General features: G+C 33.2%; 13 protein-coding genes. 7 read left to right on the plus strand and 6 right to left on the minus strand.

All coding sequences use genetic code 11. From position 1 onward, the window contains the following. Nucleotides 1–4 precede the first annotated feature (4 nt). From C8C83_RS26600 to C8C83_RS26615, 4 genes are all read left to right on the plus strand, one after another. The gene (locus tag C8C83_RS26600; RefSeq protein WP_158598124.1) at nucleotides 5–6,526 is read left to right on the plus strand and encodes a T9SS type A sorting domain-containing protein; all 6,522 of its coding nucleotides are present in this window, start codon (nucleotides 5–7) and stop codon (nucleotides 6,524–6,526) included. A gap of 75 nt (nucleotides 6,527–6,601) precedes the next feature. Further along, nucleotides 6,602–9,055, plus strand: coding sequence for a hypothetical protein (locus C8C83_RS26605; protein ID WP_121325771.1), 2,454 nt, complete (start codon nucleotides 6,602–6,604; stop codon nucleotides 9,053–9,055). A gap of 53 nt (nucleotides 9,056–9,108) precedes the next feature. Next, entirely contained in the window at nucleotides 9,109–14,592 is a 5,484-nt protein-coding gene (locus C8C83_RS26610; RefSeq protein WP_165877257.1) for an HNH endonuclease, read from the plus strand. 3 nt (nucleotides 14,593–14,595) lie between these two features. Next, on the plus strand, nucleotides 14,596–15,027 hold the full coding sequence (locus C8C83_RS26615; protein ID WP_121325774.1) for an SMI1/KNR4 family protein: 432 nt from the start codon (nucleotides 14,596–14,598) through the stop codon (nucleotides 15,025–15,027). 104 nt (nucleotides 15,028–15,131) lie between these two features. Here the strand turns inward: C8C83_RS26615 and C8C83_RS26620 are convergent, their stop codons facing one another. Further along, a complete protein-coding gene (locus tag C8C83_RS26620; RefSeq protein ID WP_121325775.1) occupies nucleotides 15,132–15,869 on the minus strand; it encodes a hypothetical protein in 738 nt (245 codons plus the stop codon). 423 nt (nucleotides 15,870–16,292) lie between these two features. Here C8C83_RS26620 and C8C83_RS26625 point away from each other — a divergent pair, with 423 nt between their 5' ends. The 3 genes from C8C83_RS26625 (at nucleotide 16,293) to C8C83_RS26635 (ending at nucleotide 17,712) form a co-directional block, all read left to right on the plus strand. Next, entirely contained in the window at nucleotides 16,293–16,493 is a 201-nt protein-coding gene (locus tag C8C83_RS26625; protein WP_121325776.1) for a hypothetical protein, read from the plus strand. A gap of 139 nt (nucleotides 16,494–16,632) precedes the next feature. Further along, entirely contained in the window at nucleotides 16,633–16,887 is a 255-nt protein-coding gene (locus C8C83_RS26630) for a hypothetical protein (RefSeq protein WP_121325777.1), read from the plus strand. A 63-nt stretch (nucleotides 16,888–16,950) separates the two neighbouring features. Next, nucleotides 16,951–17,712, plus strand: coding sequence for a hypothetical protein (locus C8C83_RS26635; protein WP_121325778.1), 762 nt, complete (start codon nucleotides 16,951–16,953; stop codon nucleotides 17,710–17,712). Here C8C83_RS26635 and C8C83_RS26640 read toward each other — a convergent pair. The 5 genes from C8C83_RS26640 to C8C83_RS26660 all read right to left on the minus strand — a co-directional run bounded on the left by C8C83_RS26640 (nucleotide 17,709) and on the right by C8C83_RS26660 (nucleotide 23,852). Further along, entirely contained in the window at nucleotides 17,709–17,936 is a 228-nt protein-coding gene (locus C8C83_RS26640; RefSeq protein ID WP_132011979.1) for a hypothetical protein, read from the minus strand. The two genes, C8C83_RS26635 and C8C83_RS26640, sit on opposite strands and share 4 nt — an antisense overlap. 210 nt (nucleotides 17,937–18,146) lie before the next feature. After that, the gene (locus C8C83_RS26645; RefSeq protein ID WP_121325780.1) at nucleotides 18,147–19,064 is read right to left on the minus strand and encodes a LamG domain-containing protein; all 918 of its coding nucleotides are present in this window, start codon (nucleotides 19,062–19,064) and stop codon (nucleotides 18,147–18,149) included. A gap of 414 nt (nucleotides 19,065–19,478) precedes the next feature. Next, a complete protein-coding gene (locus tag C8C83_RS26650; protein WP_121325781.1) occupies nucleotides 19,479–20,345 on the minus strand; it encodes a LamG domain-containing protein in 867 nt (288 codons plus the stop codon). Nucleotides 20,346–20,680: 335 nt separating this feature from the next. Continuing rightward, nucleotides 20,681–21,721, minus strand: coding sequence for a cysteine synthase family protein (locus C8C83_RS26655; RefSeq protein WP_121329887.1), 1,041 nt, complete (start codon nucleotides 21,719–21,721; stop codon nucleotides 20,681–20,683). A gap of 70 nt (nucleotides 21,722–21,791) precedes the next feature. Beyond that, nucleotides 21,792–23,852 (minus strand): S9 family peptidase, encoded by a 2,061-nt coding sequence (locus C8C83_RS26660; RefSeq protein ID WP_121325782.1) that lies wholly within the window; start codon nucleotides 23,850–23,852, stop codon nucleotides 21,792–21,794. Nucleotides 23,853–23,869: the final 17 nt, after the last annotated feature.

Below are 23,869 nucleotides of genomic sequence, written 5' to 3' on the forward strand. Positions count from 1 at the left end.
AAATATGAAGAAAATTATACTTTTTTGTTTACTACTTACGTCCTTAATTAGTTATTCTCAAACTGGGATTAAGAAAGTAACTATTAAAAATCCGAATGCAATTGTCATTAATGGTACACCTGTAGATGCTTCAGGAAAAGGTCTGTCAAATGGTTCAATTACAATATCATCAATAACGGGTGGAATTACCAGTGGTGCTGGGCCCTATACTTATGCTTGGACAAAAGTTGAGGATGGTAATTTCTCTGCTTCAACACGTGATATAACCGGATTAACAGCCGGAAATTATGTTATTACTGTCACTGAAGATGGCAAATGTACTCAAACCCAACAGTTCCCTGTTGGAGAACCCTTAGAAAAATTAACCGTAAGCAATACCAAAGTCGTAAATAATATATGTTTTGGGGGAACTAGTACGTTAACAGCTACCGCCGCTGGCGGAACTTTAGCAACTAATGGAGTATATTCATACACCTGGACAATAACTTATGATGATGGTACTACAGAAACTAAATATGGAAATGTTGTAACCGGTAAAGCAGGTCAATATCAATTAACGGTATCTGATAATGCATCTCCAACAAACTACGAATATGCTACTATTCCTGTAGTTCATAACTCGAAAATAAACGTTACCGCTACCGTAACAGATGTAAACTGTTTAAATGGTGATGATGGTAAAATTACATTTGCAATTTCAGGAGGAACACCTCAATCAAGTGGTGATCCCTATTCTATTATTGTAACTGATGATAGTAACCCAAGAAATGTAATAGCTGATCCTACAAAATTAAAAAAGGGTGCCTATTATTATGCAGTTGCAGATGCTCTTGGGTGCCAGTTTGCAACTAATCCTACCTATTTTTATGTAGATAGTCCAACAACAAAAGTATCCGTTGATCCTGTTATAGTTCAAACTCAACCAACAAATTCTACTGCAGCTGATGGAAAAATTAAAATAAAAGGAATTGGAGGAACTCCCAACTATACTTATACTTGGTATAAAGGTATTACATTAATAAATCCTGATCCTGATAACGATGGCGAAGCTGTAGGTCTTGATAATGGAACTTATCATGTGGTTGTTACAGATAGTAAAGGCTGCTTCGCAACAAGTGATGACATGGTACTTGATGCCTTGACAGTAAAAATAGAAAACTACACAGACATAAAATGTTACAATGAAGCAACTGGAACAATAACAGCTAAAGCTTCGGGTGGTAAAGGTTCTGGATATAATTATGCCTGGTTTAAAATGGATGGTTCTAATGAAACGCCATTAGGAATAGCAACTCCTGAAATTAATACCCTTGTACTAGGGACTTATAGAGTAAAAGTCTGGGATGGTGTCAATCCTACTGTATTTATTGATCAGGAGCTTATACAACCAAATGCGCCAATAGACGTGAGTTATACCACAAAAGACCCAAGTTGTTTTGGCGGCAATAATGGTACAGCAACCCTTACCGTTTCCGGAGGAACTGTAGGAAGTGACTACACCTATTCATGGAGTAATGGAAGTACAACAAAAGACCAAAATAATCTGATTGCCGGAACTTATACTGTAACTATAAAAGATGATAATCTATGCTCAAAAACTATCAACGACATTATAATTGGTCAGCCTGGAGCTATAATTATTCCACAACCTGACATAATAAATGTCGCTGTTTTTGGACAAAATACAGGATCTATTACTCTGAACCCAATCACCGGAGGAACTCCTGATAACGGAACTTATTCATATAATTGGACATACGATAAAGACAATTTATTCCTTAAAAATACAAAGGACATTTCCGGACTTAAAGCTGGTAAATATACATTAGTAGTAACTGACAATAAATCATGTACTGCAACCAAAGTATACGATGTTACAGAGAATCCAGAATTATTAGTAACATTGGCAAAAACCAAATTCATAAAATGTAACGGCGACAACAATGGCGAAATAACTGCCACTGTATTAGGCGGTGTTTCTAATTACACATATGAATGGTATAAAAATGATATCATAATTAATGGTGCTGTTTTAAATTTTATCGAAAACATAGGAGTTGGTGAGTATTCTGTAAAAGTAAAAGATGCCGTTGGAGCAATTAAAGAATCTGCTAAAGTTGATTTAGGCCAGCCAAACCAACTAATAGTTTCGGTAAAAGATAAAACCAATGTATTATGTTATGGTAATGCAACAGGCGCGATTAACATAGACATTACAGGAGGATCTACTCCATACACTTACCAATGGAAAAAAGACAATATTGATTATGCTACCACAAAAGATCTTGTAGACCTTACAATAGGTACATATAATGTTGTCGTTACAGATGCTTTAGGGCATGAATGTACTGCAACTCTTGCTCAGCCGGTAGAAATTACACAACCTGCTGCACCATTACAAATTACAAGTCCTGGCCCAATTAACTTAACTGGTTTTGAGACTAATAACGGAAGCATAGCTGTAACAGTCTCTGGAGGAAAACCTAATTATACTTATGAATGGCGTAAAGATAATATTGCCACGGTGATTGCATCAACTCCATCAATAGACAATTTAAGCGCTGCCATTTATCATTTAATTGTAAAAGACGATAATGGTTGTACGCTTCCGCAAATTGATTATGAAGTAACACAACCTGCTAAATTAGAAGTGCTGAGTTTAACTCAAACTCCAAATACAAATATTGCTTGTAACGGTGATTTATCCGGAGAATATAGTATGGTAGTTACAGGAGGTGTAAAAGAATATACATTTGAATGGCTAAATACTACAACGGGAATCAAATATACTTCTGTTGAAAATATTACAACGACCTCAACGACTTCAAAAGCATCAAATTTGGGAGCAGGAAGTTACGTTGTTTCCGTAAAAGATGTAAATAGTAATATTCTCTATGGCACTAATACTTTTACCATTTCACAACCTGATATATTAGCATTTACCTACACAGTAGAAGATGTTTCTTGTTATGGCGGAAATAATGGTAAAATAACTTTAAATATCACGGGCGGAACTAAAAATGCAGACCTTACAAAACCTTATAGTATTATTTCAAGTGGTGTAATTAACAACCAGGACGGAACAATTTCAGGTCTAACAAAAGGTACATATAAAGTGAGAGTAATTGATGCTAATGGCTGTCAGGCTCCTGAGCAGTCTATTGAAATTAAGGAACCTCTAATTTCGCTACATATTGCAAGTGAAACCATCACTCCTACTACAGGTTTTGGTCTCTCAACAGGAAAAGTCGTTATCACTGCTGCAGGAGGAACTACAGGATATACTTATTTGTGGAAAAATAGTTTAGGAATTACTGTTGGAACAAATAATCCAACTTTAGATAATGTTCCTGCCGATACTTATACACTATTAATAACTGATGCGAAAGGATGTACAACAGGAAATACTTATAAGTTAGAACAACCAACAGAACCAGCATTAACAGAAACCCATTTGCAGGCAAAATGTAATGGATTATTTGGTTCGTTACAAGCCACTGCAACTGGAGGTGCTTCTTACAATCAAATTCAATCAGACAGAACTTATACTTATAAATTGCGAAATAAGGCTACAGGGAATACGATAACAATTACCAAAAATATCGGAGATTTTTCAAACATAGCCGATGGAGATTATACACTGACTGCAACAGATATTGGAGGAATTGATTCAAATAGTATCGATGTAACATTTCAACAGCCAACACCAGTTGTGGTTAGTCTGGATTCAAAATTAAATGTAAGCTGCTATGGAGGTCAGGATGGTGTAATTGCCATTAATGTTGTGGGAGGAACACCTTTCATAACAAACGGTGCTCCAGTTTATACTTATATATGGAAAAAGAAAAACACAGTAACTAATCTTTACGAGAATTTTACTCCATCGTCATTAACCGAGTTAACAGAAGGAACATATGCAGTTGAAGTTCGCGATGCAAATTACAATACAAATGATGCCAGCCATTGTGTAGGAACTCTAAATGATATTGTAATAACACAACCAGCAGATTTTGGATTTGAGATTGATAAAATCACTTATAAAAACCCTACTGCCGCAAGCGGAAATGATGGTGCTCTGCATTTTGAAATTAAAGGAGGAAAAACAAATTACGAATACAAAATTTATACTAAAAATGCTCTTGGAGTAGAAACTGTTCTAAAAACAATTTCAAATACTTCTTCAAAAATGGTAGATTTTACAGACCTTATCAAAGACCATTATTACGTTTCTGTTCAGGATGACACAGGTTGTATCAAATATACTGATTTTGATTTTACTGATAATCCGCTAATCGTAAGCATCAGTCAATCTCAAGTTATCAGCTGTTTTGATGCCAATAACGGGATCTTAAAAGCAACTGTAGGAGGAGGTTTTGGTATTAAAACAATTTCGTGGTATAGAAATAATGTTTTATTGCCAAACGAACACAATCCCGAATTATTAAATGTAAAAATTGGAAACTATTATGCCGTTGTAAAAGATTCTAAAGCAATCGAAGTTACCACTGCTCCACTTACAATTATACAACCAAATCTTGTAACTTTTACTACTACTCAGGAACCTGTAAAATGTTTAGGCGACAATAATGGAACAATTACAATTAATGCTGCTGGAGGAAATGGAACTTTTAGATATCGCTACTTTAGCAACGGAACATTGATTAAAGATTGGGGCAATTTCACCAATACAGCATCAACAATTGTTTCTGGTTTAGCTGCTGGCGAATATACCCTTCAGGTACAAGACACCCAACAATGTACTAGTACAGATGCTGTGCTAAAAATCACATCTCCAACTGCTTTAACAATCAATAATATTATAGCTATTCCTGCGACCGGAAAAAATTTAAGCAACGGATCTATCGCTATAACGGCTCAAGGTGCAAATGGAACATATACATACAATTGGTTCAAGGCTGCTGGTACAGCTATTAACCAAACAACGGATAAAGCAACAAATTTAGCTGCCGGAAAATATTATGTTATTGTTACAGACGCAAAAGGCTGTAATCTAACATCTCCCCTAATAGAAGTAACCGAGCCGCCTTTGCTGCAAACTTCTATAAGCATTCAAAATATTGTTTTATGTAATGGTGACAAAAACGGAAGTTTAAATCCAACGACAATTGGAGGATTCTTAAAACCGGGAGAGAATTATACTTATCAATGGTATGAAAATGGAAATCCGAAAGTATTAGCAACAACAACTATTTTGAGCGGTATCGGAAAAGGATCTTATTACGTAATAGCAAAAGATTCAAACGGAAATCAGGCAACAAGCCAAACTCTAATTGTAACCGAGCCAAACGTTCTTGATAATGTATTAACAGCAGACTATACACGTTGTGGTGATTTTAATGACTGGACAATCAACGCAACGCCTTCAGGAGGAACGCAGCCTTACAGTTATTCTTGGAATACAGGTGCAAAAACTGCAAGCATCCAAAATGCAACTCCTGGAAATTATACTGTTGTCGTTACAGATGGTCACGGCTGTAGTGTTAGAAAAGCAATTACGTTAACAGCTCCGGCTCATTTAGATGCAGCAGAAAAAATAAAAATACCAACTTGTTACGAAGGTTCTGATGCCACTATTGTTGTAACTCCTATTGCTGGAACTGCACCTTATAAATATTTATGGAACACTGGCGAGACAACAAACATCTTAAGTAATGCATCAGCAGGAGAATATTCAGTAGAAATTACTGATTCGAGAGGTTGTATCATTTTAAGAAATTATACGATTATAGATCCTCCCAAAGATGTTATTAATTTAGGTGAAGACGTGACCTTGTGTTTTGATCAGACTTTGACTATCAATGCAACTATCAACGATGATAAAGCCACTTATTTCTGGACATCTGATAAAGGATTTACAAGCAATAAAGCTACGATTACGGTTTCTGAACCTGCAAATTATACTGTTGTAGTTACAAATAAATTAGGCTGTACGGCAACAGATACTATCAAAATTTCAAGGCAGGAAACTGCAATTAGTGCTGAATTTGCGGTTTCAAGTCAGGTATTTAAAAACGAAAAAATCATAATTGTAGACATTAGTAATCCTGCGCCTGATACTGTAGAATGGGTAATTCCTGCAAATGCAACGATCGTTTCTAAAGACAAGGATTATGCTGAAATTAGTTTTAGCGAAGCAGGAGAATACGATATTACATTAAACACTACTAAAGGAAATTGTACCGCTTATCAAACAAAAACTGTTTTGGTTACTGAAGGTGAATACGAGGAAAACAATCCGGAAGAAACAGCGAAAAATTTCGATTTAAAGATTTATCCAAATCCGTCTTCAGGAAATTTCACGGTAGATATAACACTGGATAAAATTATGCCTGCAAACGTAAAAGTATATAGTTTGAACAATAATGTTCTTATAGATTCTAAAACTGATACTGGTAAGACTAATTATCTATTCAACTTTAGTTTAAACGGGCTTCCATCAGGAATATATTTTGTTCTTTTTGAGTCACAACAAGGAAGTAAATTGAGAAAAATCATTATTCAATAATACTTAATTATAAAATATCAATTCAAATAATAATGAAAATCCGCAAACAAAACTGATTTTCATAGAAGATAAATAATGATTTTAAATAAACTCAAATTTAGTATAATAGCGCTTCTCTTTAGCACATTAGGTTTTTCACAAAACTTTAATGTACAGGAATTGGGAAAAGCAAAATTGATAAATGTATCCGGAGGAGTTTCTGCCAATAGCATATTCTACTCTGGAAATGCAACCAGAGATCCTTTCAGCTATTTTTTAAATGGAAACGTTAATTTCAATGTAGCCGGACTTTACAATATTCCATTTTCATTTTCATATACCAATCAAAAATTCGGGTATGGAAAACCTGTTTTAATGAATCGTTTAAGTATTCATCCATCTTATAAATGGGCGACTGCACATATTGGAGACGTGAGCATGACTTTTTCACCTTATACTTTGGCTGGACATCAATTCACCGGTTTTGGTGTGGATTTAACGCCGCAGGGAAAATTCAAAATAAGTGCCATGTACGGACGATTATTAAAAAGCAACGAATACAACAATGCTTATCCGGATATTCTTCCGGTTTATAAAAGATTTGGTTACGGATTTAAAACAAACTATGCATTAGAAAAAATTAATCTTGGATTAACTTTCTTTAAAGCAAAAGACGTCATCAGTTCTATATCCAATCCTGTCCCTTTTGAATTGGGAATTTCTCCAAAAGAAAACGCTGCAATCAGTTTAGAAACAAACTTTAAACTGTTTGATAAATTAATGGTTTCGACCGAAATTGCAAACAGCAGTATTACCGAAGATACCAGAACAACAGACGGAACTAAAGCAAAAGGAGTTGCTGCATTGTTCTTAAGTCCAAACAATACAACGGCAAGTTACAATGCTTTTAAAGGTCAGTTGGTTTACCCAGCCGGAAAAGGTAGTCTTGGCTTAGGATATGAAAGAATCGACCCAAATTACAGAACATTAGGAGGCTATTATTTCAATAATGACTTAGAAAATATTACGGTAAATGCAACACAGTCTTTATATAAAGACAAAGTTTCTGTTGCAGTAAATCTTGGTCTTCAAAAAGACAATTTAGACAAACAGAAAGAAAGCCAGATGAAACGTTTGGTATCTGCTTTAACAATTGATTATCGTGCTAATGACAAGTTAAATTTCAACATCAATTATTCTAATTTCCAATCTTACACGAATAGCCGTAATCAATTTGATTATATCAATCAGGTTTCTAATTATGATTATCTTGATACTTTAAACTTTAGACAGGTCAATCAAAATGCGACTCTTGCAGTAAATTATTTATTGAAGAACGAGAAAACATTAAAAAAATCGATCAATGTTAATTTTTCAATGCAGGATGCCATAAATCAACAACAAGGAAGGACAATCGAAGGCGGTGCAAGTACTTATTATAATTCAGGGCTTTCATACAGCATTGGTTATCCTATGAAAGATTTAAACCTGATCGCATCGCTAAACAATACTTACGGAAAAACAGATTCTGGTAAAAACCTTATTATTGGACCAACAATTGGCGCAACAAAATTGTTTTTTGATAAAAAATTCACGACTTCTGCCGCTACGAGTTATAATACAAGTTATAACGATGGTATAAAGCAAAATGATATTTTTAATTTCAGAGTAAACGGATCTTACATCTACCAACAGAAACATAATTTTAGTGCCGGAATTATAGCATTATTTAGTAATTCTCAAACACACAAAAATAACGATCTAACAGCAACAATTACCTACACCTACTCTTTTGACAAAATAAAACTGCGTCCGAAAAGAGAGCCAAAAACTGAAGATGAAAAAGTTCAAAAATTAGAACCAATTCTAAAAATAAACCTCAACGGAAAAACTTTTGAAGGAACACGTGATGAAATCAGTGCACAATTAAAAGAAATGCAACTTGCTTTACAGCCATTACCAGCAGAAGAAACAACCAAATTAGAGGAATTATTAGAGGCAACAACTCTTGCAAAAGACGAGAAAGAATTTAAAGAAAAAGCTTTAGATTATCTGGAAGCTTATTATGCTGAAGCTGAAACTTTAGAAAAATACAATGATTATTTTGTAGAATCAGTACAGAAACTTGAAAAAGACATGGTCCGTAAAGACGAAAGTCTTGAAAACGATTATTCAACTGCAATTGGAAGAGTAAACAGTCACGCGCTGCATAATGTCAATAATCCCGATATCAATTCAACAAGTTATAAATCGTACCTGAGATTGGTTGAAAGAGCCGAAAAAAGTCGCAAACAGTTGATAAATCACAGATGGATGCTCAAGGAGATTGGAGCTTTAGCAAAAGTACCAGCTTCCCAAATACAGCAAAACCAATACGCTTCGGATTTTATTAAACAAGAAATTGGCGAAGCTTTTCAACTAATCAATAGTAAAAAAGCATCAACAGAAATTACCGATGCTATAGAACTCAAAATGATTCCATTCTATCATGAACTTGCTTTAAAAAATGCTGTAAATGATGAAATCGAATTAAAGTACATTCAAAAATAAAGACGTAAAATAAGATATCTGCTCAAATAATGGATAAATCCCAATTACCCAAAATGATAAAAAAACTACACTTTTACCTGTTATTATTCTGTTCCCTTGTAGGATTAGGAGGTTATGCACAAACCTTTCCGATAAGGATAACAACACAGCTAACGCAACCCTCGCCTATTTATTTAAGCAATTATGCAGATGCTAATACTGTAAACAGCCCAATAAAAATACAATTGGTGCTGAACGATTTGACTATTTCGAATCGTCAGGTAAGACTGAAAATATATTTTCAGGGCAACGGAATCGCATTTAATACGAACGATTTTGTTGCAGGTGCAAAACCTTTATACCTTGAAGGAGGTTTTCCGCTACAGCTAACAAATGCCGATTTAGCGCCTTATTTTGAGTATCAAAATTTATTAGGTCTTACGCCAAACCAATATGCACAGCCTTTACCAGAAGGTCTTTATAATATTTATGTTGAGGTTTATGACTTTGCAACCGGCAAAAAACTATCTAATAAAACGGGGTCATCAACAATTATTTTTCAAAATGAGCCACCATTTTTAAATCTGCCTTTAAACAATGCTTCCATTATGCAGCAAAACATCCAAAACATTGTTTTTGGATGGACACCAAGAAGCATAAATGTCAGCAATGTTGAGTACGAATTTTCATTAGTTGAAATATGGGATAAATATACTCCTGTTCAAAATGCATTTGCTTATTCACCGCCTTTATACACAACCACTACCAGAACAACTTCTCTTCAATATGGCATAAACGAACCACAGCTTATTCCGGGTAAAAAATATGCGTGGCGTATAAAAGCCAAAGCACTACTTGGCGCCGAAGAAATTGGAGTTTTTAAAAATAATGGTTACAGCGAAATTTACTCTTTTACCTACGAAGTATTCTGTACAGCGCCATTAGCCATTAATACAGAGGGAATCAGCGAAAATCAGGCAAAAATTACCTGGAGCGGCAGTATTGATAATTTCGATTATCAGGTAAAATACAGAGAGAAAAATGCCAACTCAGAATGGTATGATCTTGTAACACCTAGAGAAAATGTTACAATCAGTAATTTAAAACCAAAAACTACTTACGAATATACCGTTGGTGCATCTTGCGATGTTGGCAAATACACTCCTAGCAATGTAAAAGAATTTACAACTCTTGAGAGAGACGAAATAGCTTTTCAGGGTTGTGGTATAAAACCAGATCCAGCTGATTTAGCCAATAAAAATCCATTACCAGAACTTTTTCCAAATGATGTCATTGCTGCCGGTGATTTCCCAATTGTGGTTATACACTCAACCGGAAGTAACGGAAATTTTTCAGGAGATGGATATGTAACACTTCCTTTCCTTGAAAAATTCAGAAAGCTAATCGATGCTGCTGATGCCTTAGGAGGAGATAAAATCAATATTGGTCAATTCTCCCGTATTAGAATTACGTTTAACAACATTGGTGTAAATACCGATTTCAAATTGATTTCCGGGGAAATTATTGCTTCTTATGACCCAAATTGGGGTGGTATTCTCGATGGTGATAAAGTCCTTACCGATATTTTGGGCAGCGACGGTAAACCTATTGAAGGGAAAGTTGATTATGAAGTAAAATCGGCTACATTAAATCCAGACGGAAGTACCACAATTACAGGTCCAAACGGGCAGACGACAACAATTCCAAAATCTTCTTATAATCAGGTTTATACAGATAGTAAAGGAAATACTGTTACGATACCTGCAAACGGAAAAGGAGAACCTACTATTTCATCAGGTGCTGAAGGAGGAAAAGCTCTTGCCGCAAACACTAACGGTGTGTCTAACAGTGGTGAAGTTACACAAATATCTTCTCCTGATGTTAAAATCACTTTCTATGACAGTCCAAATAGCTTATACGCTTTTGACTCACAACCTGAAAAAGGTTCTCAAAAACTTTTGGCTACTTACGAAACAATTGCCACACAATCTGGCGATAAGTATAAGGTAAATTACAAAGCCGTTTCAGACTTAAATGGTCCTGATAAAATAATTGCTAAGGCTGAATTTAAAAACGGAAAAACGCAAAAAGATATTGTATTTAAAACCAATACCGGAGCAGCTGTAAATGCTGAATGGAAATCTAATACCGAAGCTGAAATCAAGCTTACCAAAAAACTAGATTTTGCCAAACAAAGTATTATTGCTACTGTAAAAGGTGCGAAAGAGAAGAATCCAGCAGATTCAACTAAAACTGTTGAAGGTAAATCTCAAATTGCAGGTAAAATAAATGTTTGGGACCTGACTAAAAAATCAGCCATAAGCATAACTTTATTAAGCATTAACAAAGCGATCGCTCCAAGTGCCGGTGAAGCAAAAAAATTCCTTAATGATGTTTATAACAAAGTTGGAGTTACGTTTGATGTTACTTCTCAAAGTGTAAATATCGAAACATTACCAAACCAAATCGAATGTGGTGATAGTGACCTTTTAAACGTATATACCGGAGGCCAAAACGATATCATTAGCCAGATAGAATCTAGCCCCGATTTTAAATACAATGAGAAAACATATTATGTTTTATACACCGGAAAAATTGGTCAAAACGGATATGATGGTTTTATGCCACTTGGAGGTCAATATGCTTTTGTATTTGACAACACTCTAAAAACGGCTGCCCACGAATTAGGCCACGGTATATTTGGTTTAAAACATCCATTCTCATCTAACGCAGAATCTGGAAAAACCGATCTTTTAATGGATTATGGAACCGGTACTGTATTATCTCATAACGATTGGGATATTATTCACAGTGGCGGATGGAAATTCTATGGTTTCCAAAAGAGTTCATCCGGAGCTTTGGCTGGTGGATTTGGATTAACACCAAATTGGGGATTTGTAAAAACTAATGAAAATACTGTAATAACCGGTGAGGGAGTTCCAATAGTAGGTGAAGGAATGCTTGGAGGTTTTGAAAGTACCGAAAATAATGTTAGTGTAAATTATATTTGGAATACTACAAGTAAGACCTATAAGGTAAACGGTACCGGAGCCGATTATCCCGCTTCAAACTATGTAAAAGTATCAGATGATAAAGCTATTATTTGGTTAATATATAAGAATAATGAAGTTTGTAATAATAGAAAATATATTAGAACAAATTATGGTGCAATTAAAAATTATCTTCCTAAAGAAAATCAAGCAGGCTTAAAAACTTATATTGATAAAATTGATAAAATAGCCAAAGCAGATAAATTAACAATATACTCTAACACTTTAGGCTGCGTTGAAAGTAGTAACACTTCGGGAAATAATTCTGGTGGTTATGTTTATGCAGAATATAAATTGGATGGAGAAACAATAAATATTTCAAGTGATAATAAATCAAAATTAGATAACTTTTTTAGCGCATTATCTGAAGTTTATGGTAAGGGCGTCAAGGTTATTACATATCCAAAGGGTTCTTCTAAAAAAGCAGATGCAGATGCAGCCTATAAAGCGGAAATAAGTGCGGGTAGAGCAGCTGTTGAACTTGAGGTTGATTCTAATGGCGGAGTTACTAAAGCAGTATTTAATATAGAATCAATAATAGGAGTTGGTAATGTTTGTATAGCTAACCTTGTTGAAGCCAAAATAGCTCAGAAGAAAAAAGACAACCCTGATTTTGATACTGAAGGGATAGAAAGTGTCATTTTTAAAGTTTATTATTCCCTTCAATCATTTGTCGAATGTAGTTTAGGAGAAGAAAATAATAAAGACAGTTTTTTAGCTGGATTTTTATATGAGTTTTGTCAAACATTAGATGTACCTCAATTAGTAGGAGGTCTAAAGCAGTTAGGCGTAGGAATTCTAAAATATTCGTTGATAGAAACCCCAAAAGGTTATCTGCAACAAATGAAGAATATTTTTGAGGTTTCTAAAAAATTAGCAGCCCATGAGGTTATTACGCAACAAGATATGATATCTGTTATAATAAACCCAGCTGCTTATGAAAAGTATAAACAAGTAAAAGAAGCAGCACATAACTTCTACGGTATATTTATAACCAAAGGTAACCCTTGGCGCTATGGCAGATTGACTATGATGGTCGTGCCAGTTGTGCTAACATTAGGAGAATATTCGGCTGTTGTAGCAGCACGTTTGGGGATAGATGCAGCAAAATTTGCAAGAATATGTCAAACCTTAAATAGGGCTACAAATTTAGGTTTTGAAATAGCTGTGTTTGGAGCAGGAAAAATAATTAAACCATTTGTAAAAGGACTTTCTACAATTGAAAGAACAAGTAATGTAGTAACTAGTAATGTAGATGAAATTGTAGCATTAACTGATGATGTTGCTACAAATGAAACAATAATAGCAAGCGTAGTCGACGATGTAGAACAACTCCCTAAAAATGTAGTATCATTAGGTGCAGAAGACATAACCAAAGCCCAAAAATACCTTTCAAAAATAGGGAATGCAGGAGACAAAGTCTACTTAATTGTACACGGTAGTGGAGAAACATTTAGTGTAGTAAGAAATGGCATGTCTGATGTCGTTATGAACCACAAGGCGCTAGCTTATTGGCTCATAAAAAACAATTTGAAAAACAAGAATATTGTTTTACTTTCGTGTAGTGATTTAAATTCCGCTCAGAATCTAGTCAACAAGCTAGGCGGTACCAGCAAGGTTACCGCATGGGAAGGTGCCGTAACAGTTTTTGAAAATGGTGCTATCAGAGGAGAAGGCGTTTGTAAAGAGTTTTCTCCAGGTAATATAAGTAAAACCCTTTCTGAGTCAGAGATTCCTAAAGGAACTGCTGGGGTTGAAAGTGGTGAGAAAGTCGTTTTAGGAGCTAATACAGCTGGGAATCTTGTACCAAATAGCTTAATTGCAAAGCTTACACAAAGTGGAGCAAATAAATTAAAGGCTTGGACAAGTAGTAAAAGTTTAAATTTTGTAGATGAAGCTGGAAATGTTCTAACTAATACGAATGCAGAAGCGAAGATTTTTAGCAAAATTGATGATGCAATTGGTAATAAAAAAGTACTCGAAACTTTTGAAGATACGGAAGGTCGAATGTCTGTATTGCTAGAAACTGATGGTGTTACTCATGATTTAATTACAATTGAGAAAAATGTAGATGGAAAATACTGTATGCACAAATATAATAGGGCTTACAATCCTGATGCTAATTTAAATTATCCAGTTAATGCAAGTACAAATAGACTAGTTCCTGATTTTGATGGAACTAAATATCTAGATATTGATTGTCAAGATGTAATTAATTTAATTAAAAAAGAAAAAGGAAGTGGAAGTGGAATTAAAATCAAGATGACTAGAGGTAATAGAAATGCAGATTACTCTGCTGCAAATAAAATTGTACAAAAATATATTCCAGGTTTTACCAAACCTGAGAAGTACACTTGGCATCATATGGATGATCTAATAGTTGATGCAAATGGTGATGCTTGGTGTACCATGCAGTTGGTTGAGACAACGGCTCATGCAGCTGCCGGAATGAGACACTCTGGTGCAGTAGCTCAATTAGAAAAATATTATTCAAAATTTAGTGATTAAAATATGAGAAAGTTAACATTAAGCGATAGGTTTTTGCCACATCAATATACTAGAATTGAAAATGAAGTTGGTATCAAAATACCTCAGACCATTAAAGATTTTATTTCAGAATATGCTGATTTGTCAGTAAAGGAAAATAAGTTTATAAATAATGATGGGAAATTATTTGAGATTTCACAATTTATAACTTATAGGATGATGTACGATTTTACCAAAGAATTCAAGGAAGAAGGCTTAGGGAAAAAACTGCCCTTTGCTATAGATAATGGAGGTTGGGTATTTTGTATATCATTTGATGAAGAGTCTATGGATAAAATTGTGTTATATCAAATGGAAATGGAGTGGAAAACAAAAAATGATGCTTTTGAATTAGTAGCCAATAGCTTTGACGAATTTATAAACGGTTTACAAGAAGAAACTGCTGACGATCTCTAGAACAATGAAAGAAGAATAATATTCTCTTTTTTATAAAGCTCAAAAGCCCTGAAAAATTTTCAGGGCTTTTTTATTTTTAAGTCTTTGAGTAACTTTTCTTATTCCTATTTTTCTTCAACAAAATTGGCGCGTATACCTCCTAGTTGATATACTTTATTGATAGTTTCACTTTCGATAATTATGTCTTGGTAAAAAAAATTCTTTTTTACTGATTTGGCATCAAATGGTATCACTTTAGACAAATAATAACCACTGCCGGCAATATCAATAATTAATACTTTATCATCTTTTGAAAGAGTAACCGGAATAGAAAATTCACCTGTTTTTGGATTTACTTTCACCGGAGTTGGTTCATTATTAATATTAAGCGTCAATTCTGGATATGTCACTTCGTCTAAAGGTTTATGGGTTTTGTCATCTAATAATTTCCCTTTAACTATTATAGAAATTTTCATTTTTACAGATTGGTTAACGGCAATTTTACCAACGAGATGATGAGTTGGTTCTACAGATATCTCGGTTACAACAGGTTCTTTTTCTTGCGCTACAACACTCGATGTTAGTAAAACCGAAGCAGCAATTGCCGCATATTTAAGATTATTCATCCTGGAAGTTTCACTATAAACAAATTCGCTTTCTAATTGCGTTGCTTTAACTCTTGCGCAGATATTTTTATCTTTATTCTCTACCATAAATCTGGCGATTTCAGCATTTGTTTTTCTACTTAAATCAATCACATTTTTGGCACATAAATCACAAAATGAACCTTTTGAATTTGGAATCATTTTATCAAAATTTTCAGAACAAGGACTTGCTATTTCTAAGGTGAATTTCTTTTTCATATGCTGTTTTATTACGTTAAAATCATTTCGAGACGATTATTACTTATATAGAGCATATTTTGAACAGAAAGGTTGGGATGATCTTAAAATTATTATTTTTTTTACGATTATTCTTATTTTAATACCTTCTTAAGAGCTATAAATCAAATTAACTATTATATTTGCCGATCTCAAATCTAGATTAATTTTTAAACAAACATTTATGCAAACATCTAAATACACCAAATTTGCTGTAATTGCCTTGGTGATTTTATTTATAGTGATTAGCGTTATAAGCTAGAAACACTTTAAAGTCAAACAATAAAAGCTCTGAAAATTTTCAGAGCTTTTATTGTTTGTAACGGTTTTAAACTAGCTGCACAAATTATAAAAAATCATATAAACTAGTATATTTGAAGTACTCCAAATTATTAAAACCAATTTATGAAAACACTTAAATGCAATAAAATTACCGTTATTATTATGGCAATTTTATTTGTTACTATTAGCACAATGAGCTGTAGTACACATACCCACACACCTACTGCCGGGAATTCAGGCAAAATTCCGCCTGGACAAGCAAAAAAAATGTCAGGAAGTAAAAGCGCAAAAGCTTACGCACCGGGACAACAAAAGAAAAAATAATAGACACTAAAAAGTCTTCTGAATAATCTTTAGAAGACTTTTTTATTTTTTCTAAATATAAAACAAACTATTTTCCGCATTAGCTGAAATCTTATTCTGAATTTAGATATCTTTCCCTAATATTTTCTATATAAAATAAATGGAACAAGAAAAAAATCGCCTAAGAATATTCACAAATCACGAAACCATATTAAGAGATTCTATAAAATGGTACAATGCAACTTACAATACAGACTTTGTTTTTGTAGAATACATTGGTGATGAAGTCAACTTTGCTATTGTAGAATTTAAAAATGCTAATTTTAATCAGGTTTTTGATTTAGGCAGAATACATGGCGGTTCAGTAGAAGCAGTTGACAAAAATATATCAAATCCCAGATCTAGTTTTATGTAAAGATTTTTTTCTAAGAAAGTTAAACCTTGCCTGAACTTTACTTGTTTCTTAATTTACAAAAAGATGAAATATAAATTTGAACAGCATAATTATTTTGATGAAAATGACAACCTTAATAAGTCATCATCAATATTAATAATTAAGAATCAAGAGAATTATGGTGAATATTTTTCTACTGAAATATTAAATTTAAAATTAGATTATTTAAAGGAAATTGTCCAATCACTAGAAAAAGTTTTATCTGGTGAATTACAGTATTATGATTTTGGTTATGAAGTTTATTCTATTGAATGTAAAAAAGAAATATCTCAGGTTATTGATACTTATAATTATTGGAAATGTATTGCCGAAATCCCCACTCAGGAAGTATATGAGTTACTAAAAGATTGGAAAGATTATTTGATTAATAATTCTAAAATAGAAAAAGATATTAATGATTTAGATAATCAGATTACTTATGACTTATTTGATGGAATAACCTTATTTGAGGCAACTAACTCCTATGATAATTGGCTAAGTTCTGAAGATTATTCTGTTTATAGCAATTCATATATAGAAATACAGAACGAAAGAATTTACTTCTTTAAAGAAAATTTAAAACCATTATCTACTTTTAGATATTTTAACAAGCAGCAACTTGAGTTACTAACTGAAAAATACAATCTAAAAATAAAAGAAGAGGATAATGTTTTTTATGCTTACGCCGAGAATCATCTTTCAAGAAGATTAGAAATTTCTCAAAATGACAAACTAACTGTTATTTACGCTCTTACAGGACAATATGGCCCTGAAGGCATTTTCATTTATGGAGTTTACAAAAATTAAAGAATACCTTTTGGTTTGAAATCTTCTATCATAATTCCATAAGTTTTCCCGAGGTAAAAGGCATCTTCTTTACTTAATTTATCCGATTCTATAGTTGCGAAAAAAGTGCCATCGTGATTCTCAAAAGCTACAATCTTAATATCAAGATTATTGCTTTTATTGTATGAATCTATCAGATTTTGCAAATCTTCAGGATCATCCCAAGTAGCTATATTTATTTTCATCTTAACTACTATTTTGAATTCTACATTAGTAATCATAGAAATGAAGGTGCATAAAATACAAATTTTGTATTTCATTGAAAAAAGCAGTAAGTACAAAAAACCTTCTGAAAGGAGGATCTTTAGAAGGTCTTTTTCACTATTCCAAAAAATTTAACTTTACTAATAAACAACATAAAAAACTAACTAACTATTTAAAAATTATCCTTAACCTTATTTTGAAGTGATTTTTTTAGATGGAGCATTTGTTATTTTTAGCAAATAAGTTCCTTCCGGCAAATCGTTTATGCTCATCGAATTATTACCTATTATTTTTTGTCCTTGCGAGAAAACCTCAACATTTTTTGAAACTCCGTTCACATCGCTTGAAGCAATAATAGTTGTATTTGGTGATGCTGCTTTTACAGTAGTTTTTCCTTTTGTATTTGTCGTAGTCGCTTTTGCAGCAACTACAGGCTCCACAATATTTATCACAGGTTTAGAATTATCATAAAGTTCTGTAACCTGACTATCTGTTAGCGCAACATCATAAATTTTTAAATCATCTACATCAGCATTAATTCCAACAGTTGTATTTATTTCTCCTAATCTAAAAATGTTTCCTTTAGTAGAACGACTGATTCCATTAGCAGATTTAAGCAATTGTCCATTTCTATAAATCTTCGAAACCCTGCCATCATACGTTATGGTATAATTGTACCAAGTATCTTTTACCAGCGGCGTCGAAACAATAACATCATTTGTAGCTCCCCAACCAGCCAAACTTAAGTCTGAGTTTGACGAAGCTGTTCCTTGCTGCAATAATCCGCAATATTGAGCACTATAAGCCGTTCCGTATCCCCAAATATAGTTCGCTGAAGAAATATCATTTAGCTTAACCCAGATACTTACCGTTCTTGCACTATTTTCCTGAGGAAGATTATCAATTACAGCTTCTAGAGCTTTATTGCTTAGTCGCTGTGCTCCTTTTGCAACTCCTGCTCTATCGTTTACGAAATTATTCGTTCCCATAAATGAAGTTGTGTTCGCGGTATTATTTAAAGTACCATTGAAATTAAATTCCTGAATCGGATTTTGTGCATTAACATTCAAATAACTTACAAACATTAATGTGAGTAGCAATTTTTTCATAATAGTAGATTTAGGGTATTAAAAAACTCTGTGTCATTTTAACACTGCTAAACTATATTATTATGCATTTGAGCGAAAATTTTTTCGATAACTAACCTAAATAATCGTTAAAATAACCAAAATCGATGATTTCACACGCTTAATTACATTTACTTATACTTTTTTTAATAATAATATTAAAATAATAATTTTACTTCAATCAAAACCAAATAATCTTACGTATAAATACGTTATTTATAATTAAATCAGAAAAATTAACATTCGCTCAAAATCAAAAATATCTGAATATTAAATACATATCAATTCTGTAGAAGTTCTGGAATACTTCAAAAAAAAACTCCATTCGCAGAAACGAATGGAGTTATATATTTTAGAAAGCAATACTTATTATCAGTACCTCATCCTTGGCAATTCTTAGTTTTGACCATTTGTTATTTTCAACAAATAAGTACCTTCAGGTAAGTCACTAATATTAGTAGTATTGTTTCTGATTATTTTTTTTCCTTGCGAAAAAACCTCAACTTTTTTTGCAATCACGTTACCTTCTGATGCGTTTTTACCGTCAGTTTTTACGTTTGCCGTTCCTTTTTTTACTGTTAATGAGTTTTCCCCCTCGGTTGTTGCAGGTTTTGAACTGTTATAAGATTCCATAACCTGCTCGTCTGTCATAGCAACATTATAAATTTTAAGATCGTCTACATCAGCATTAATCCCAAGTGCTGTATTCATTTGTCCTAATTTAAGAATATAACCTTTTGTTGCCCGTACAATTGCATCTGATGATTTTAACAATTCACCATTACGATAAATTTTAGATGTAGTCCCATCGTAAGTAACACTATATTGATACCAAACACCTTTGGCAAGCGGCGTTGCAACTATTACATTATTAGTAGTTCCCCAACCTGCTAAACTTAAATCAGACGTTGATCCAGTTGCAGCTTGTTGCACCAAACCAAAATATTGTGTATTTATCGGGCTTCCATAACCAAAAATATAATTTACCGAAGTAATTGCATTAAATTTCACCCAAACTGAAATTGTTCTTGGTTTATTATCCTGTGGAAGATCTCCAACAACGGTCTGCAAAAATTTATTTGTAAGTCGGATAGCGCCATTAGCAACTCCATTTCTGTCATTAGCAAAAGTCGAAGATCCTAAAAAGGAAATTGTCTTATCGCTATTACTTGTATTTCCGTCGAAATTAAATTGCTGAACGGGATTTTGAGCATTTACATTAAAGAAACTTACAAACATTAATGTCAGTAATAATTTATTCATATTGACAGATTTTAGAGGTATTTAAAAAGGCGTTTATCTAATAATACTAGTATTATAATATATCTAGTCGAATTTATTCCGCAACGAACTCAAATAATCAAAATTGATGCGCTAAAATTTTCGATTAAATTTACTTATACAGTTGTAAATTTTGTTAAAACTATAAATTTTATTCAACTTACCAAACGATATTCAAGTTTAAATACAGTATTCTCATAAAAATAAAATTTTGTGGCAATAAAATACAATTTACACCACTTTTTTGTAAAAATGTTTTTACAAAAAAAACTCCATTTGTGAAAACAAATGGAGTTCTATATTTTTAAAGTTTTTTTCTACTTTACGAATTCAATTTTTTGAACTTCTTCTTCATTGATACTATCAAAGAATCCTTGTTCATTCATCCAGTCATCACTAAATACTTTACTCATATAGCGTGATCCGTGATCCGGGAAGATTGCAATAATATTACTGTCTTTTGTAAACTCTCCTTCTTCTGCATATTGTCTGATTGCCTGCATTACTGCTCCAGAAGTATATCCAACAAATAAACCTTCTTTTCTAGTGATCTCTCTGGCTGAGTGAGCACTTTCTTCATCGGTTACTTTTATGAATTTATCTATAATATCAAAATCCGTAGCCGATGGTATCAGGTTTTTACCTAAACCTTCTATACGGTAAGGATAAATTTCTTTGTTATCGAATTCTTTTGTTTCGTGGTATTTCTTCAATACTGACCCAAAAGCATCTACTCCTAAAATTCTAATATTTGGATTTTGCTCTTTTAAGAATTTTGCAGTTCCTGAGATAGTTCCTCCTGTTCCGCTACAAGCAACAAGGTGTGTAATTTGCCCTTTAGTCTGTTCCCAAATTTCAGGACCTGTAGTGTTGTAATGAGCATCAATATTTAGTTGATTAAAATATTGATTGATGTAAACAGAACCTTTTGTTTCTTCGTGTAGGCGTTTGGCGACATTATAATATGACCTTTCATCATCTGCTGAAACGTGTGCAGGGCAAACATATACTTTTGCTCCCAAACTTCTCAACATGTCAATCTTGTCTTTCGATGATTTTGAACTTACTGCCAAAATACAATTGTAACCTTTAATAATGCTTACCATTGCTAGACTAAAACCTGTATTACCAGATGTTGTTTCTATAATGGTGTCTCCCGGTGACAGAATTCCCTTTTTCTCGGCTTCTTCAATAATATATAACGCTATTCTATCTTTTGAGGAATGTCCTGGATTAAAAGCTTCCACCTTTGCGTAGAAATTTCCTTCTAAGTCGTCGGTAATTTTATTTAGCTTAATAAGTGGGGTGTTACCTATTAATTCTAAAACATTATTATAAGCGTTTATTTCTTCTTTCATAAAAAAATAGTTAATCAAAGGCATTTTAAAATAACCTTGATAGGTTGCAAATTTAACAAAAAATTTCTAATTAGCTTTTAATTTTTTCTAAATCTAATAAAAAACTAAATTCTTTTGCTAAGTCTTTTAAAGCCTCAAAACGTCCTGAAGCTCCGCCGTGTCCCGCATCCATATTGGTATCTAAAAACAAAAGATTATTATTTGTTTTCACATTTCTCAATTTGGCTACCCACTTGGCTGGCTCCCAATATTGTACCTGCGAATCGTGCAATCCGGTTGATACATACATATTTGGATAATCTTGCGCTTTTACGTTATCGTAAGGTGAATACGACAACATATAATCATAATATTCTTTCTTGTTTGGGTTTCCCCATTCGTCATACTCTCCGGTTGTCAATGGAATGCTATCATCTAACATTGTTGTAATAACATCGACAAAAGGCACCTGAGCAATAACTCCGTTGTATAATTCCGGGGCTTCATTTATGATAACTCCCATTAAAAGTCCTCCTGCTGATCCTCCTTCTGCATACAAATGTTTAGAGGATGTATATTTTTCGTTAATTACAAATTTAGAGCAATCGATGAAATCTGTAAAGGTATTTTTCTTTTTTAACAGTTTTCCGTCTTCATACCATTGTCTTCCCAAATCTTCTCCTCCTCTGATATGAGCAATTGCATAAACAAATCCGCGGTCTAACAAAGAAAGTCTTGTTGATGAAAAATAAGTATCCATTGTGATTCCGTATGATCCATATGCGTAAAGTAATAACGGATTTTTACCGTCTTTATTTAATCCTTTGCGATAAATCATCGAAATTGGCACTTTTACTCCATCTCTGGCAGTTGCCCAAACACGTTCTTCGACGTAATTTTCTTTATCAAATTTACCACCTAAAACCTGTTGCTCTTTTAAGATTTCTTTGGTTTTAGTCTTCATATTAAAATCAATTACAGACGATGGCGTTGCAAGAGATTGATAACTATATCTCAAAACATCTGTATCAAAATCAATATTTGAAGTTGTAAAGGCGTTATAAGTTTCGCTGCCAAATGGAAGATAATAATCAGGCTCACCATTCCAAGGCATTATACGAATATGATTTAAACCGTTTGAGCGCTCTTCTACAACTAAATAGTTTTTAAAGATTTCTATGTCTTCTAATAAAACATCTTCGCGATGCGGAATCAGATCTACCCAATTTTTCTTTCCTGTTTTATTCTCAGGCGTTTTCATCAATTTAAAATTGGTCGCCTCATCTTTATTAGTCAGAACATAAAACGAGTCTTCAAAATGCGAAATACTATATTCTAAACCACGAACACGCTTTTGAAATACTTCAAATTCTCCATCAGGATTATCTGAGTTCAAAATTCTATATTCAGTCGTTAAAGTACTTCCTGAACTAATAACGATATATTTTCTAGATTTTTCTTTACCTACAGAAACATTAAAAGTATCATCAGTTTCATTAAAAACCAAAACATCATCTACTGAATCTGTATTTAATTTATGTTTGAAAATTTTATCAGCTCTTAAAGTAACTTCGTCTTGTTTGGTATAAAAAACTGTTTTATTATCATTTGCCCAAACAGATCCGCCTGTAGCATTTTCGATTTTATCAGACAGAATTTCTCCTGTTTCTAAGTTTTTAAACTGAATCGTATAAATTCTTCTTCCAACAATATCAACTCCAAAACTGGCAAATTTGTTATCTGGACTTATACTTAAACCGCCTAATTTAAAATAAGCATGTCCTACTGATAATTCATTACAGTTGAACAAAATTTCTTCTTCCGCCGAAAGGCTTCCTTTTTTTCTGGCGAAAATTGGGTAATCCTTTCCGGTTTCGAAACGGGTAATATAAAAATATCCATTATAAAAATAAGGAACAGACGAATCGTCTTCTTTAATTCTGCCTTTCATTTCTTCATACAAACTATCCTGAAGACCTTTTGTATGCGCTGTCATGCTTTGGTAGAATGCATTTTCCTGATTTAAATAATCGATAACCTCAGGATTTTCGCGATCGTTTAGCCAAAAATAATTATCAATTCGGGCTTCTTTATGTTTTTTTAATGTTTTGGGAATTTCTTTGGCCTTTGGAGCCATTATATCGTTTTGCATTGATTAAGCATTGGTTT

It is taken from the genome of Flavobacterium sp. 90, from assembly GCF_004339525.1.
Lineage (GTDB): Bacteria > Bacteroidota > Bacteroidia > Flavobacteriales > Flavobacteriaceae > Flavobacterium.